The sequence below is a fragment of the uncultured Friedmanniella sp. genome, from assembly GCF_964244285.1.
Taxonomy (GTDB): domain Bacteria; phylum Actinomycetota; class Actinomycetes; order Propionibacteriales; family Propionibacteriaceae; genus Microlunatus.
On sequence record NZ_CAXTHT010000012.1, the window covers coordinates 46,044 to 60,782 of the forward strand.

Below are 14,739 nucleotides of genomic sequence, written 5' to 3' on the forward strand. Positions count from 1 at the left end.
GGCGAGCCGAGGCCCGCACCCACGCGGAGGCGGCCCTCCGGTGAACCGCTCAGCCGGCGAGCAGCCGGCGGAGGCGACCGGCGACGGCGTGCCGGCTACGCATCGGAACTGTCCACAGGTCGTGACCGGCCACGCCTTCGCGGGCGAGCAGGGCGTTGGCGGCCAGCAGACCGGTGGTGGCGGCGCGCTCCATCAGGGCGACGGGATAGTCGCAGCGGATGCCGTCCCCGGCCAGCACGAGGCGCGGGTCGGCAGTGGTGACCTCCGGCCGTAGCTGCCAGGGCGCCGTCCCGGCCAGCGGGCAGTCCTCGGTGAGCAGCCACTCGTCAGCGGTGATTCCGGCGTCGGTGAGCTCGGGGTAGAGCACGTGCAGCTGGTAGAGCAGCTCGGCCTGGACGCCCGCGACGTCCACCTCGCCGGTGAGCGCGTAGGCGTGCAGCTCGACGACGGAGCCGCCGGTGGCCTCGGACCAGCGTCGGGCGCCGTCCTCGAAGCGTTCGAGCAGCGACACGTTGTCCAGCGGACCGAAGCCGCTGGTGCCCAGGAACGGCGACCGCTCAGCCGCCGCCCGCCGGTCCAGCCAGAGCCGCCAGACCGCGAACGGCGGGGCGTTCCGGGTGGCGGCGACACGGTCGGCGTCCGGCCCGGCGACCAGGCCCGAGCCGGCGACCAGCCGGCGCGTCGTCCAGGGGTCGGTGGCCACGACCACCCCGGCGTAGGAGCCCTGCTCACCCGAGCCGAGGGCCACGCTCAGCCGCCCGTCGATGCCCTCGGACACGGACTCGACCGTCTCCGAGGTGCGCACCTGCACGCCCAGCCCGTACAGGTAGCGGCCCAGCGGCGCCCAGAGCGCGGTGTCGTAGTCGTCGCGCGGGACGTCGAACAGCAGTCCCTCGGCCGAGCCGGTGAAGTAGGTGTGGAACATGGCCACCAGCTCACCGGCCGCGAACTCGGACGGGTGGGCGAAGAAGCTGCGCGCGAACACCTCCAGCGCCAGGTGCCGGGCCCCCTCGGGGAAGCGCAGCCGGTCGAGGAAGTCGGCCGCGCTCTCGCCGTCGTAGCGGGAGAAGGTGGCCGGGAAGTCGACGTCCAGCAGCTCGAGCGCGGCCGGGATGTCGACCTTGGCCAGGTCGGCCAGGGTGAAGGACGGGCTCTGCGCCACGAAGGCGGCGACCGACAGCGGTGGCGTCCGCGGCAGGGTGGCGAAGGAGTCGCGGTGCCCGCCCGACAGCACCAGCGGGTAGTCCTCCAGCGGCATCAGCCGGTCCAGCGCCGGGTCGGTCCGCCGCAACAGGGCGCGCAGGTTGTAGTACTGCCGGAAGAAGGCGTGGAAGCCGCGGCTCATGGTGACGCCGGAAACCTCGTCGTGCTGAACGGGCCACGCGCGGACCCGGCCGCCGAGCTGGGGCTGCGCCTCGACCAGGGTCACCGGCACCCCGCGCTCGGCCAGCCCGGTCGCCGCGGCCAGACCCGCGATGCCGCCGCCCGCCACCAGCACCGGCCGGCTGCCGTCGCTGCGACGGGACCCGGCCGACGCCGGGTGCCGGACGGCCCGGGGGTCACGACCCGGCTGCCAGTCGCCGAAGGTGCCCGTCATCGCACCGGCTTGCCGGCGCGGAACGTGTGCAGGATGCCGCGCTGCCAGCCGGGTGCCGTGCGCACCTCGACGTCGACGTAGCCCGCGCGGTAGAGGCGGTCCACGAAGACCTGGACCGAGTCGAAGCCGCGGACGCTCTGCCACAGGTAGCGGTAGAGACGGGTCTGACGGGAGGTGAGCCAGCTCAGCGGGATGACGACCAGCCAGCAGACCAGCGACCAGACCAGGTCGGCGGCCCGCGAGTGCGCCACCGAGTATTCCTGCACCACCAGCACCCCGCCGGGTACGAGCAGCCGGTGGACGTCCTCGAGCACCTCGTCGCGCTCGCTGACGTTGCGGAACAGGTAGGCCGCCAGCACGCCGTCGACCCCGCCGGCGAGCCCGAGCTCCTCGGCCCGGGCGCCGAGCTCCTGGGCCAGACCGTGCTCGAACCGGACCCCGCGCGGCCAGACCTTGTCCGTCGCTTCGTCCAGCATCCCGCGGGAGGCGTCGACGCCGGTGATCTCGAGGGTCCGGCCGGCCCGGTCGCCGGTGTCGAGCAGCGCCCGGGTAGAGGCGCCGGAGCCGCAGCCGAGGTCGACCACGCGGGCCTTCGAGCCCTCGGGGAGTGCCGTGAGCAGCGCCTCGGCCGCGGAGGCGAGGTGCGCGTGGTAGCCGGGGTTGCGGGCCACCAGCCAGTCGTAGCTCGGCGCGGCCTCGTCGAAGGCCAGCGGGACCTCCTCGGTGGTGATCATGGTCTGACCCTCGCTTCTTCCTGCTCCGGTGAGCCGGGGACGTCCTCGGCACCGTGCGGCACAGTCTGCCGTGAGCGCTCCGCTGCGGCGGTCCGGTCCAGCCGGCGTCGCCACAGCAGGATCGCCAGGGTCACCATGGCGAACCCGAAGCCGAAGTCCTCCACCGGGATGTCCCAGGGCAGCCGCAGGCCGCTCGTCTGGCGCTCGTTGTAGATGACGATCGGGTCGCTCAGCTTGGTCAGCCACCCGTCCACGGGGACCTGGAACGCGAAGACGATCACCATGGTGATCCAGTACTGGGCCGTCCGGAAGATGCCGGTCCGGGCCCAGGCGATCTCCAGCACGACCACCGCGACGACCGCGACGACGGTCAGCAGCGTGTACTCGGGGATGCCCAGGAACGGGGTCGAGTCAAGCACGGGCCCGCCGTTCCGAGCGCCGTCCGGCCAGGGTCCGGGTGAGGACCAGCACCCGGCCGACGGCCTCGTAGCTGAGCAGCCCGCAGATCGGCACCACGACGAAGAACGTCAGCTCCTCCAACGGCATCCCGAGTACCAGGTGGATGCCGGTGACGAAGCGTGGGTTGTAGGTCCAGTGCTGGCGCAGGATGCCGCCGATGTCCCAGACGGAGAAGACGAGCACGACCGGGACCAGGGCCCAGAGCAGCGTGGGCAGCCGGCGGTAGACCCGCGCGCGGAGCACGAGCTCCAGCGGCAGCGTGACCACGAGGCAGCCGGCCATCAGCAGCAGGTACTGGTAGCGGTCGATCTCGCACCTGCCTTTCGTCACCGTGAGCGCCGGCCCACTTTAGGTCACCGCTCCCAGCCCTTAGACCCGGCCAGCACAGCGGCGACCTCAAGCTGGGGTCGCCTCGCACGCCCCGCCGGCCCCCGTGCGCCCGGCGGGCGGGGCGCACCACGGCCTCACGGCCGCATGAGTGGTGATCGGGGCCCGGCCGCCGTCTTCCCCCCGGACGGCGACCGGACCACGTGTGGGGATCGGCCCGCTCAGCCGATGGTGCCCGCGATGTCGACGATGACGTGGGTGGCCTTGCTGGCGTAGATCTTGATCCTGCGCGAGGAGGACACCCCGACCACCGCGGCGTTGGCGACGGTGGTGCCGGCCTGGTAGTTCAGCGCGGACACCGCCGGCGCGGGTGAGCTCGCCGAGTAGGCCTTGAGGTAGCCGCTGGCCACGGAGCCGACCGAGGTGAGGTTCACGATCACGCCGGACGTCCCCGGTCGGACGACACTGGCGGGCAGGGTGATCGTGCGTACCGACCCGCCGTCCAGCCGGCCCTCGGACAGCCGGGAGTCGTAGGCCCGGACCGGGGTGGGCAGCAGTCCGGTCGAGCCGGCGCCCTGGGAGAAGCCGACCCGCACCCCGTTCACCTGGATCGCGGCGTCGGAGGTGGTGCTGATGCCGAGGGCGAGCTTCGTGCCGAGCGGGTGCGGGCCGTACGCGTCGGCCCGTACGACCGAGCGGGTCGCCACGACGCCTCCGCTCCCGACGGGGATCGGTGTGTCGACCAGGGTCGAGTAGAGCGTCCCGGTACCGGCCGCCCAGATCCGAGCCAGGCCGGACGACGGGCCGGCTGAGGTGTTGCGGACGTACCACTCGACGTCGCGGACCAGCGCACCCGCCGGGATCTCGAGCGTCGCCCACAGCGTGGCCGACGCGGTGCCGTAGGCGCCGTAGCCGCCCCAGCTGCGGCCGCCGGACCCCGACTCGAGCTGGAAGTCCAGCCAGCTGGCGTGGTGGTAGGTGTACCCGCTGATGGGGGCCGAGGCGAGGGTGGTGGTGACCGGCGAGGCCTGAGCCTTGGTGCCGCCGTGGGCGGCGCTGCGCGGGGCGGCCTCGGCCGGCCGGGCGGTCAGCGCGGCGCCCGCGACCACGGCGGCCGCGCCGGCGCCGAGCATCAGGCTGCGGCGGCCGAGTGCGCCACCGAGGCCGCGCGGGTCGACCGGGACGTACTCGAGGCGGTCGCGGGTCGTGAGGCTGCTGGTCGTGCCTACCGGCACGTCGATCGGGTCCGACATGGCTGCTCCGTCAGGTGGGGTGCTGTGACTGCTCGGAGCCGCCGCCGGCCGTCCTGATACGCCCCACCCCGATACATCCCCTCCTCAGACGTCGAAGGACGCGTCGTCCGATCGTCCGCGGGTCCGACCCAGCCACCCCGACGAGCCTTCCGCTCTAGAGTGGGGTGATCCACGCCACACGGAAGGAGGGCCGTGATGGCGGTCACGCCACGACTCGCTGCTGCCCTGCTCCTCGTGGCCGCGACGCTCGTCCCGCCGGCGACACACCCCGACGTCGCCGCTGCGGTGGCCCGGAACTGCCAGGCCACCCACGCGTGCACCGACCTCAACGGTGACGGCTTCGACGACGCCGTCATCGGCAACCCCTACGCGAGCGTGAACGGTCGAGCCCAGGCCGGCACCGTGACCGTGCTCTTCGGTGACGCGGACGGCCGGATCGGCGAGGGCGTCCGGCGGACCATCACCCAGGCCGACGGAGGCTCCCGGCCCGAGACCGGCGACCACTTCGGCTGGTCGGTCTCGGTCAACAGCCTCGGACTCGACGGCCGGTTGGCCATCATGGTCGGCTCCCCCGACGAGGACGCTCCCGGTGCGGTGGATGCCGGCATCGTCCAGGTGTTCCGGTTCCTGCCCGACGCCGAGGGCGGACCGGGCCGGGTCGTCGGCTCGACCGTCACCCAGGCCGGCGCCCGTGGCGTGGTCGAGGCCGGCGACCAGTTCGGCTACAGCGTGGCGCTGGGCGACAACTACAGCGACGACAACGGCTACAGCTTCGCCGGAGCACCCGGTGAGGACGTGGACGGGGTCGTCGACGCCGGGGTCGTCAACGGCTTCCAGGCCAACGACGCCACCGAGATCCCGGAACTGCCGGGCCGCTCCGAGATGGCCCAGGGCACGGGCTCGATGCCTGGTGTCCCGCGCCCGGGCGACCGGTTCGGCTCGACGCTGGTGATCGCCGACCTGGCCCGCAACCCGTTCGTGCCGTGGGTCCTCATCGGCGCGCCCGGCGACGAGGTCGACGGGCACCCCGGGGCCGGTTCGGTCACCGTGATCAGCGAGGAGGACGCCGTTGCCCCGAACTCCAGCACCCCGGAGGTGCCGACCCAGGTGGTCACCCAGGACGCGCCGGGGGTTTCCGACGAGGCCGAGGACGGTGACGGCTTCGGGACCAGCATCGCGATCGGCAACCCCTCCACCCCCGGCCCGTACGGCTACGCCATCGGCGCTCCCGGAGAGGACGTGGGTTCCGTTCGCGACGCGGGCTCGGTGACGCTGTTCGACAGCGACGACCTCACCCTGCACGCCGTCGGCTCCCTCACCCAGGACGCTCCCGGCTGGGGCCGCGCCGAGGCGGGTGACCACTTCGGCGCGTCCGTGGCGATCCGCGCCGTCGACGACGCCCTGCTGGTGGGCGTGCCGGGGGAGAACTTCGGGTCCGTCGCCGACGGCGGGGCGATCAGCATCGCCAACGGCCCCGTCACCGACCTGACGCACTTCCGCACGCTCACCCTCTCCTCGGCCGGGATCCCTGGCAACGCACGGTCCAAGGACCGGTTCGGCGCCTCGGTGGGCGGCCAGACCGGCGTCCGGGAGAACATCCTGGCCGCCGGCGTCCCGCGGAAGAGCGGTGGTTCGGTCATCGTCTTCTCCAGCCGGGACATCCCGGTCCGGGCCTGGACGGCGGGCAAGGGCGGCATCCCGGCCACGACCCGGTTCGGGGCCGTGGTCCGCGGGCTGGAGACGGCATGAGACGACTACAGGTCGCGGTCCTCACCGGCACCCTCGTCCTCGGGACGACCATGCTCGGCGCGGCGCTGACCGGCGGCCCCGCCGCGGCCGCTCCGCAGACCCCCGACGCTCTGGAGCCCTGCGTGTTCAGCCCGAGCCAGACCGACATCAACGGCGACGGCTTCGGCGACACCGTGGTGGGCAACCCCTACGCGACGGTCGACGGGCGGGCCGAGGCGGGCGCGGTCACCGTGCTGTTCGGTGACGCGGACCGCCGGATCGGTGAGGGCGTCCGCCGGGTGATCACCCAGGCCGATGGCGGGTCGCGGCCCGAGGCCGGCGACCACTTCGGCTGGTCCGTCACGCTCGGCGACACCAACCGGGACCGGTGCGCCGACATCGTGGTCGGCTCACCGGGTGAGGACGCCCCGGGCGCGGTCGACGCCGGCGTCGTCCAGGTGATCCGCTTCGCCGCCGACGCTGAGGGCGGCCCGGGCCGTACCTCCGGCTTCACCCTCACCCAAGCCGCGCTCGGCGGTCAGCTGGGCCGCGGCGACCGGTTCGGGACCAGCGTCGCCCTGGCTCCGGACGGCGACGGCAACGCGCACGGCTTCGCCGGCGCCCCCGGCGAGGACGTGGACGGCGCAGCGGACGCCGGAGTGGTCAACTCGTTCGCCCTCGACAGCCACGGGGCAGCTACCGGCGGCCGACAGCTCGCGGAGCACGCGTCCGATCCGGGCGCCTCCGACGCCGGCGCCCGGTTCGGCACCAGCCTGGCCTTCACCTCCACCCCCCACGGGGAGCGGACGACGCCGCTGCTGCTGGTCGGGGCACCCGGTACCCGGGTCGGCGACACGGCCGGCGCCGGTGCGGTGGAGGTCGTCGACGACACCGATCCCGACACCGTCGTCGTCGCCACGCTGTCCCAGGCCCTCGCCGGCGTCGACGGCGATCCCGAGACCGGAGACGGCTTCGGCACCAGCCTGGCCGTCAGCCCGTGGGGCACTCTCACCGGCGAGAGCCAGATCCTGGTCGGGTCGCCGGGTGAGGACGTCGGCGGGGCCCGGGACGGCGGCATGATCAACGTGGTCAACACCTCCGGTGACGCTTTCGTCGGCGGGCCCTCGCTGAACCAGAGCGCGGCCGGCCTCGGGCGGGCCGAGACCGGGGACCGCTTCGGTGCGGCCGTCGGGTTCGGACCGGACGACGGGGGAGTCACGATCGGCGCCCCCGGCGAGGACGTCGGCGGGCACGCCGACGTGGGGGCCGTCAGCTTTGCCACCCGCTTCTCCGGCTCCGGCTCCGACTTCGACGAGAAGGTGACCCGCACGCTCGACTCGGCCGGCGTGCCGGGCGGCAGCACCGCCGGCGACCGCTTCGGCTCAGCGGTCGGCCAGCTGTACGGCTCCTACGAGATCGTCGTGATGGTCGGCGTCCCGCGGCGCCGGGGCGGTTCAGTCATCGTCTTCTCCAGCTCGTTCGGTATCCGGGCGTGGAAACCCGGACAGGGTGGCGTTCCCGTCCAGGACGGCCGCTTCGGCTCCGCGCTCGTCTCGCTGTCGTCCAGCTGAGCGCCGGTCTCCGCGAGGCAACGATTCGGCGTCGGCCTCGCCCGCCCCCGAGCCGCCGGAGCTAGCATCCCCCCATGTCAGGAGGCCGTTCACTGCCGCCGCGCCGGCGGCGCGGCTGGAGCACCGACGACCTGCGGCACGGCAACCTGCTGCGGATCCTGCGGCACCTGCGCGACCACGGCCCCAGCAGCCGCAACGACATCGCGGCCGGCTGCGGGCTGGCGATGTCCACCATGACCGACCTGGTCGGAGAGCTCCGCAGTCGCCGGCTGGTGCACGAGCTGCGTGGGGTGCGACGCTCCGGCGCCGGCAGGCCGGCCCGGCCGGTGGCGATCGACGGCGAGCCGTGGTGTGCCCTCGGCATCGAGGTCGACCTGCTGGGGATCGAGTTCCTCGGCACCACCGTGGGCGGCCGGGAGCTCTGGTCGGCCTCGGTTCCCGCGCCGCTGCTGCACTCGAGCCCGGAGGCGGGGTGGGCGCTGCTCCGCGACGCCCTGGCCGAGCAGCTGCGTCGGGTGCCGGCCGGCTCGCGGCTGGTGGCGGTGCAGGTCGCCCTGCCCGGCTACGTCGCGACCGAACCCGGCACCGTCGGCTGGTCGGCCGGGCTCGGCTGGGACCGGCTCGAGCTGGCGGACCGGCTCACCGCGGAGCTGGCCGCGGAGGGCGTCAGCCCGGTCGCGGTGGCGGTCGCCCACCACTGCCACCTCGCCGGGCTGCACGCCGTCCGGGTCGAGCTCGAGCTGCCGCTGCCGCACGTCGCGGTCTACCTCGGTGGACTGCGCGAGGTGGGCGGCGCCGTGGTGGTCGACGGCTCGGTCTTCGGCGGCGCCCAGGGTGGGGCCGGCGACATCGGGCACACCAACGTCGACCCGCACGGCCCTGGTTGTCCGTGCGGCCGGCACGGCTGCCTGGAGTCGCTGGTCGGGCTGACCACCCTGCTCGCCCGGAGCGGCGTGGTGCCGGCCGAGGACGCCGAGGCCCTGGTAACCGCAGACCCGAAGGCGGCCCTGGGTGCTCTGCTGGCCGCTGCCGACGCGGCCGACCCGCAGGTACGGGCGGTGCTGGCCGAGGCCGGTGACTTCCTCGGCGCGGCCCTCGACGACCTCGTCGGTACGGTCAACCCCAACGTCGTCCTGCTCGGCGGCTACCTCGGGGTCCTGCAGCGCTACCTGCTGGAGCCCGTACAGGCCCGGCTGGCCCAGCGGACGTCGGTGTCGTCGTTCGCGGGGACCCAGCTGGTCGCTCTCGGCGACCTCACCCCGCGCGTCGTCGCCGGTGCCGCTCTCGCCGCCCGCGACGCCTGCCTCGCCGACCCGCTCACCCTCACCTCCGTGCTCTCCGACGAAGCCGGCTGACTCTCGGCCCCCTGCCGCCGCGGCGCTACCGTCCGATCGCAGGGGGACAGATGAGCTGTGTGCTGATCCGCGACGTCCCTGAGCCCGTGGTGTCCGCCCTCGACGCGCGCAGCTCGCTGGGGCCTCTCGCGCAGTGAGCACCTACGGCGGAGGCTGGCGCAGGAGGCCGCCGGGTCCACGCGTTCGGTGAGTCTCGCCGAGCTGAGCTGGTTCGCGGACGTGGTCACCGAGCTGAACGATTGCCGATGGAGTACCAGACCCCGGCGACCGAGGACCGGGCGATCGACGTGCAGGGCCTGCTCGCCGACCGCGGTCACCACCGGGCGCCCTCGGTCGCCTCCCTCACCGGACAGGTGACGGAACGGCTCTCGGCGGCCTGAGCCTCAGGAGCCGCTGACGGCGCAGTCAGGGCTGGAGGTCGGCGGCGGCGAGGACCACGGCGGCGGCGGGCCAGGCGAGCGGCGCCACCGAGGCCGGCCGACCGTCCGCCAGCACTTTCTCGGGCACGGAGCCGGCCGGGGTCCGGTGGGCGTCGAGCCAGCGCAGCCAGCTCACGGCCGTGGCCCGGTCGCCGGAGGCTGCCGCGGCCAGGGCGTAGCTCGAGGTCGAGGTGGTCCAGCTGATCCCGTCGTCCGGCCAGGACCCGCCGGGCGCGAGGCCGCCGGCCGGCCGGAGCATCGCGGTGGCGCCGCGGCGCCAGGCCGCCAGCACGTCCGGGTCGGTCGCGTCAGCGAAGGGCGGCAGCAGGAACGCCGCTCCCAGGTCGGTCGATCCGGCCGACCCGCCGCGGTACCGCGGGTAGCCCTCAGCCCCGAACGACCCGGTGATGCCGGCGTCCAGGCGGTCCGCCGCCACGGCGGTCGAGCGGGCTCGGGTCCGCGCCTCCGGGTCGCCCGCTGCCGCGTAGAGCGGACCGGCGGCCTGGAGCCCCGCCCGGACCAGGGCGGCGGTGGCCAGGCTCAGCCGCCGCTCGGGCCGCTCCCAGTAGTCCGACGAGGGCCGGGGCAGCCCGTCCGCCGTGTCCACCGACGCCAGGGCTGCGGCGCTCGAGCGGTCCAGCAGCGAGCGGTAGCGGGCCACGAAGGCCGGCCGCTGCGAGGCCGGCAGCCGCTGCGCCACGGCGGCCATCGCCCAGAGAGCCCAGCCGATCCCGTCCAGCTGGACGGGCCGCTCGTCCGGCACGCGGCCGTCGGTCCGGTAGCGGGCCGCGAACACCCCGGACGGCGGCTGCACCCGCTGCAGGAAGTCGAGCACGGCGTCCGCGTCGGCGAGATGACCCGTCCGGGCCAGCGCCGCGGCGGCGAGCGCGGCATCCCGGGGCCAGACGTAGCGGTACGCCGGGTTCCAGCCGGCCACCGGCACCCCGGTGGTCAGGCCGAGCGTCCGCAGGTCCAGCAACGCGTCCCGGACCAGCGTGCTGTCGCCCAGCTCGGCCACCCGTGGCACCGTCCCCGCAGCCAGCCAGGCCTGCTCGGCGGCGAGCTCGCGGGCACTGTCGGGCGTCCCCGCCAGCACCCGGCTGCCGGGCAGCAGCTGCTCCGCGGTCACCTGCTGCACCACCCCGTGTGCCCCGAGGCCGAGGGTCTCCGACTCCAGGGCCACGACACTGGTCCGCACCGCCGACGCCGAGGGTCCCGTACCGCACAGGACCGCCGCCAGCGCGAGAGCCAGGCCCGCGCGCACCGGTCGCCCCCTCATGCGGGCAAGGCTAGGCGTTCCGCGGACCGTCCACGGCCGGGCCGGGACCGGGTGCCGCCGGCGGCGCTACACCGACAGCGGCCCGGGCGGGGATGCCTTACCCCTCGCCCAGGACCGCAACCACCTTCGCAACCCGACGCGCGCGGGTGTCGGCAGCCTTGGCGCCCTCGACGGCCAGCACGTGCTGCCGTTGCTGGCTGTAGGACAGCTTGGCGAAGGCGGCCGCAGCGGTGGGCTGCTCGGCCAGGGCCGCAGCCAGGTCGTCCGGGACGGCGACCTCCCGCGGGGCGTCGTCGAGCTCGACCTGCACGCTCACCTCGTCGCCGGCGGTCACCCCGGTCGCCGTCCGCACCTCCGCGCTGACCGGCAGCAGGTAACGGCCGCCCATCACCGCGATGCTGCTGCGGTAGCTGTAGCCGAGGATCGTCACGGTCACCTTCGGCCGCTTGCCGGCCGCGAGCCCGTCGACCACCTCGGCCGGGACCTCGAGCCCGGTCGCGGTCTTGCCGCCCAGCTCCAGCGTGCTGAGGAATCTCATCTGGGCAGTATCGACGATCCTCGCCCCCGGCCCCGCGTTACCGCGCCTCGTGTTGGCCTGCTGCCGCCGTCCTATCCTGACTGCGATGCCTGCCCAGTCGCCCCGCCACCGCCGACCCGACGGGCCATCGCGCACCCTCCCCGTCGCCGGCCTGGTGCTCGGGGTGGGTCTGGTGGCCGTGCTGGCGGCCGGCACGAGCAGCCGCTGGTCGATCTCGGACCGCTTCAACCTCTTCGGCACCCAGCCGAGCTACCCACCGCCCTCGCAGCCGCCGTTGCCCTCCGTCGCGCCGGGAACGCCGGCGCCGCTCCGCGACAGCGGCGGCTGGCTGCTGCCCGCCCTCTGGGTGCTGCTGCTGGTGGCGGTCGTCGTGGCGGCGTTCGTGGTCTGGCGGCTGGTTCCCCGCCGGGCCCGGAAGACCAAGGGTTCGACCGTCCTCGGCGCGCACGTCCTCGGTCAGCCGTCGGCGGAGGCGGCACCGGCGGTGCAGCAGGGACTGGGAGCGGCTCAGCACCTGCTGGACACCGTCAACGATCCCACCGACGCCGTGCTCGCCGCCTGGGTGGCGCTCGAGCAGGCCGCCGTCCGCTCCGGCCACCCGCGGCGGCCCGCAGACACGCCGACCGAGTTCACCGTCGAGGTGCTGAGCGCGACACAGGCCGACCGCGCCGCGGTGACGACGCTGCTCGCGCTGTACCACCGGGCGCGGTTCTCCGACTCCGGCGTCGGGCCTGCCGCGGTGCTCGAGGCCAGGCGCTGCCTGGACGCTCTCGCCCGCAGCTGGTCGGCGATCTCCGTCACCGCCCCGGCGCCGGCGCCGGCCCCCGAGCCGACCCGTGGGGGCACACCGTGAGCCGCCCCTCCTGGATCAAGGCGGTGCTGCTGCTGGGCGTCGTCTTCGGCGTCACCTTCGTGGTCGGCGTCGACTCGGTGCACTGCCTGCTGCTGGCGGTCGGGACGTTGGTGGTGGTGCAGCTCCGTCGGCTGCCCGAGGCCGAGGACAGGGAGTGGCCCGAGCGCGAACCCGGCCCCTCCGACCAGGGCGTCCGGCTGGAGGTGGCCCGGCTCTCCTGGGGGCTGAACGGCTTCGAGTCGCGGGTGGACCGCCGTTCGGTCGACCGGCTGCACGCCATCGCCGCACGCCGGTTGCGTGCGCACGGCGTCGACCTGGACGACCCGGCCGACGCCGACCGGGCCGAGCAGCTGCTGGGAACGGCCCCGTACGCTGCGCTGACGAGCGACCTGACCACCCTGCCCCGCTACGACGCCTTCGCCGGCGCGGTGGCCGCCGTCGAACACCTGCCGGCCGCGTGGCCTCCCGACGTCAGACGATCAGCCCCCACCCGATGAGCCCCCCACCCGATGAGCCCCGACACGACCAGCCCCGAGAGGAACCCGTGAGCATCCAGCCGCTTCCCGTCGCCGAGGTCGCCCGGCTGGGTGCCGAGGTGCTGGCCGAGGTGGGCACCGTGGTCGTCGGGATGGAGCCGACGCTGCGCAGCGCGCTGGCCGCCGTGCTGGCCGGCGGTCACGTGCTCTTCGAGGACGTGCCCGGGCTGGGCAAGACGCTGGCCGCCCGCAGCCTGGCCGGCGCCCTCGGCCTGGACTTCACCCGGCTGCAGTGCACCCCCGACCTGCTGCCCGCCGACATCACCGGCTCCTACGTGTGGGACCCGGCGGCCGCGGAGTTCGAGTTCCGCCCGGGACCGCTCTTCACCGGCCTGCTGCTCGCGGACGAGATCAACCGGACGGCGCCGAAGACCCAGTCGGCCCTGCTCGAGGCGATGGCCGAGCGCCAGGTGACGGTCGAGGGACGCAGCTTCGTGCTCCCCCAGCCGTTCCACGTGATGGCCACCTCCAACCCGGTGGAGTACGAGGGCACCTACCCGCTGCCGGAGGCCCAGCTGGACCGCTTCCTCGTCCGGCTCTCGGTCGGCTACCCCAGTCCGGCGGGCGAGGCCGACGTGCTGGGCCGACGGCTGGCCCGGCAGCGGGAGGAGACCAGCGTCCGCGCTTTGGTCGACAGCCAGACCGTGCTGGCCATGCAGGCGGGCGTCGAGCAGGTGGCCGTCGACCCGGACGTCGTCGCGTACTGCGTGGCCCTGGCCGCGGGGACACGGACCCACCCGGCCGTCGAGGTCGGGGCCTCCCCGCGCGGGTCCCTCGCCCTGCTGCTGGTGTCCCGCGCGCTGGCCGTCCTGGACGGACGCGACTTCGTCACCCCGGAGGACGTGAAGCAGGTGGCCGTCAGCGCTCTCGCCCACCGGATCACCCTCAACCCGCAGACCTGGGCCACGGGGGTCGTGGCCGCGGACGTGGTGGGAACCCTGCTGGCCTCGGTCCCGGGGCCCGCCGCCACCGCCGCTCTCCGTCCGCCGCGCTGAGCCGGGCAGGACCGCAGCGATGTCAGGGGTGAGGCCGCTGGGCCGGTGGCGGCTGGCCCCGGCCGCGGTCGCCTGGCTGGGCACCGGGGTCGCGGTGCTGCTCTTCGGCGTGCTGGTGCAGCGGCCGGACGTGACCGTGCTCGGTCTGCCGCTGCTGCTGGGGGTCGCCCTCAGCTGGAGACGCTGGCCCCGCGAGCGGCCGTCCGCCGGGCTGCAGGGGGTCGACCAGACCGCGTCGGCCGGGACGCTGGCCGCGGAGCTGCTGCTCGAGGCCCAGCCGGGTGAGCTGGTGGCCGTCCGCGTCGGCGCCCCGGGACACCGCGTCCGCGACTGCCTGCTCGTGGGCGGCGAGCGTTCGCTGCCGGTGGAGATGATCTCGGTCCGGACGGGCCGCCGGCCGCTGTTCCGCCTGGACGCCGCCGGAGCAGATGGCGCTGGGCTGCTGACCACCCCGGTCAGCGCGTTCGACCCGATCGAGATGACGGTGCTACCGGCCAGCCGGGCGCTGCGCGCGCTGCCGTTGCCGTTCCGGCTGCAGGGGCTGACCGGGCCGCACAGCTCGCGGCGCGCCGGTGACGGCGGCGACCTGCACGACGTGGCGCCCTTCCGGCCGGGCGACCGGCTGCGACGGATCGACTGGCGGGTGACCGCGCGGCTCTCCCGCAGCGATCCGGGGACGCTCACCCAGCTGTACGTCCGGCGCACCTTCGCCACCGCGGACGCGACCGTGATGCTGGTCGTCGACTCCCGCGACGACGTGGGTCCGCGGGTGGCCAGCTGGGGCGACGCCGGCGAGGTGGACGAGGACGAGCACACCTCGCTGGACCTCGCGCGGTTCGCCGCCGCCTCGCTGGCGCGGGCCTATCTCGAGGCCGGCGACCGGGTCGGGCTGGAGGACCTCGGACGGTTGCAGCGGCCGAGCCCGCCGGCCGGGGGTCGGGCGCAGCTGCAGCGCCTGGTGCAGCAGCTCGCCGTCGCTTCGCCCCAGGGTGCGCCCACCCGACGACGACGCGTCCCCCGGCTGCCGTCCGGTTCGCTGATCGTGCTGTTCTCGACCTTTCTGGACGACGACGCGGCCGACCTCGCGGCCACCTG

General features: G+C 74.7%; 15 protein-coding genes and 1 pseudogene. 8 read left to right on the forward strand and 8 right to left on the reverse strand.

Features of this window, described 5'->3' with window-relative positions; all coding sequences use genetic code 11:
• Positions 1–49: 49 nt before the first annotated feature.
• From ACFE7W_RS18790 to ACFE7W_RS18810, 5 genes are all read right to left on the reverse strand, one after another.
• Positions 50–1,597, reverse strand: coding sequence for an FAD-dependent oxidoreductase (locus ACFE7W_RS18790; RefSeq protein WP_375426358.1), 1,548 nt, complete (start codon positions 1,595–1,597; stop codon positions 50–52).
• A complete protein-coding gene (locus ACFE7W_RS18795; protein WP_375426359.1) occupies positions 1,594–2,331 on the reverse strand; it encodes a class I SAM-dependent methyltransferase in 738 nt (245 codons plus the stop codon). Before ACFE7W_RS18795 ends, ACFE7W_RS18790 begins: the two co-directional genes overlap by 4 nt.
• Positions 2,328–2,750: a lycopene cyclase domain-containing protein gene (locus ACFE7W_RS18800; RefSeq protein ID WP_375426360.1), complete on the reverse strand. Its 423-nt coding sequence runs from the start codon at positions 2,748–2,750 to the stop codon at positions 2,328–2,330. The genes ACFE7W_RS18795 and ACFE7W_RS18800 overlap by 4 nt, the downstream gene beginning before the upstream one ends.
• Entirely contained in the window at positions 2,743–3,120 is a 378-nt protein-coding gene (locus tag ACFE7W_RS18805) for a lycopene cyclase domain-containing protein (RefSeq protein ID WP_375426361.1), read from the reverse strand. The genes ACFE7W_RS18800 and ACFE7W_RS18805 overlap by 8 nt, the downstream gene beginning before the upstream one ends.
• Before the next feature lie 218 nt (positions 3,121–3,338).
• A complete protein-coding gene (locus tag ACFE7W_RS18810) occupies positions 3,339–4,370 on the reverse strand; it encodes a hypothetical protein (RefSeq protein ID WP_375426362.1) in 1,032 nt (343 codons plus the stop codon).
• A gap of 195 nt (positions 4,371–4,565) precedes the next feature.
• Here ACFE7W_RS18810 and ACFE7W_RS18815 point away from each other — a divergent pair, with 195 nt between their 5' ends.
• The 4 genes from ACFE7W_RS18815 to ACFE7W_RS18830 all read left to right on the forward strand — a co-directional run bounded on the left by ACFE7W_RS18815 (position 4,566) and on the right by ACFE7W_RS18830 (position 9,404).
• Positions 4,566–6,119, forward strand: a complete 1,554-nt coding sequence (locus ACFE7W_RS18815) for an FG-GAP repeat protein (protein ID WP_375426363.1) — start codon at positions 4,566–4,568, stop codon at positions 6,117–6,119.
• The gene (locus ACFE7W_RS18820) at positions 6,116–7,669 is read left to right on the forward strand and encodes a hypothetical protein (protein ID WP_375426364.1); all 1,554 of its coding nucleotides are present in this window, start codon (positions 6,116–6,118) and stop codon (positions 7,667–7,669) included. The genes ACFE7W_RS18815 and ACFE7W_RS18820 overlap by 4 nt, the downstream gene beginning before the upstream one ends.
• Positions 7,670–7,743: 74 nt before the next feature.
• Complete coding sequence (locus tag ACFE7W_RS18825; RefSeq protein WP_375426365.1) at positions 7,744–9,024, forward strand: ROK family protein; 1,281 nt, start codon at positions 7,744–7,746, stop codon at positions 9,022–9,024.
• Between the two features lie 245 nt (positions 9,025–9,269).
• Entirely contained in the window at positions 9,270–9,404 is a 135-nt protein-coding gene (locus tag ACFE7W_RS18830) for a hypothetical protein (RefSeq protein WP_375426366.1), read from the forward strand.
• A gap of 25 nt (positions 9,405–9,429) precedes the next feature.
• Here ACFE7W_RS18830 and ACFE7W_RS18835 read toward each other — a convergent pair whose 3' ends face one another.
• Together ACFE7W_RS18835 and ACFE7W_RS18840 are read right to left on the reverse strand one after the other, a co-directional pair.
• On the reverse strand, positions 9,430–10,722 hold the full coding sequence (locus ACFE7W_RS18835; RefSeq protein ID WP_375426367.1) for a glycoside hydrolase family 15 protein: 1,293 nt from the start codon (positions 10,720–10,722) through the stop codon (positions 9,430–9,432).
• A gap of 97 nt (positions 10,723–10,819) precedes the next feature.
• Positions 10,820–11,260, reverse strand: a complete 441-nt coding sequence (locus ACFE7W_RS18840; protein ID WP_375426368.1) for a YdeI/OmpD-associated family protein — start codon at positions 11,258–11,260, stop codon at positions 10,820–10,822.
• Positions 11,261–11,345: 85 nt separating this feature from the next.
• On the opposite strand from ACFE7W_RS18840, the gene ACFE7W_RS18845 reads away from it, so the two are divergent.
• The 3 genes from ACFE7W_RS18845 to ACFE7W_RS18855 are packed head-to-tail and all read left to right on the forward strand — an operon-like array spanning position 11,346 to position 13,644.
• Entirely contained in the window at positions 11,346–12,113 is a 768-nt protein-coding gene (locus ACFE7W_RS18845; protein WP_375426369.1) for a DUF4129 domain-containing protein, read from the forward strand.
• Positions 12,110–12,610 (forward strand): hypothetical protein, encoded by a 501-nt coding sequence (locus tag ACFE7W_RS18850; protein ID WP_375426370.1) that lies wholly within the window; start codon positions 12,110–12,112, stop codon positions 12,608–12,610. Before ACFE7W_RS18845 ends, ACFE7W_RS18850 begins: the two co-directional genes overlap by 4 nt.
• 47 nt (positions 12,611–12,657) lie before the next feature.
• Positions 12,658–13,644: an AAA family ATPase gene (locus ACFE7W_RS18855; RefSeq protein ID WP_375426371.1), complete on the forward strand. Its 987-nt coding sequence runs from the start codon at positions 12,658–12,660 to the stop codon at positions 13,642–13,644.
• A 22-nt stretch (positions 13,645–13,666) separates the two neighbouring features.
• Here ACFE7W_RS18855 and ACFE7W_RS18860 read toward each other — a convergent pair whose 3' ends face one another.
• Positions 13,667–13,963 (reverse strand): hypothetical protein, encoded by a 297-nt coding sequence (locus ACFE7W_RS18860; RefSeq protein WP_375426391.1) that lies wholly within the window; start codon positions 13,961–13,963, stop codon positions 13,667–13,669.
• A 159-nt stretch (positions 13,964–14,122) separates the two neighbouring features.
• On the opposite strand from ACFE7W_RS18860, the pseudogene ACFE7W_RS18865 reads away from it, so the two are divergent.
• Positions 14,123–14,524 (forward strand): annotated as a pseudogene (locus tag ACFE7W_RS18865) (DUF58 domain-containing protein); the annotation flags it as partial.
• Positions 14,525–14,739 lie beyond the last annotated feature (215 nt).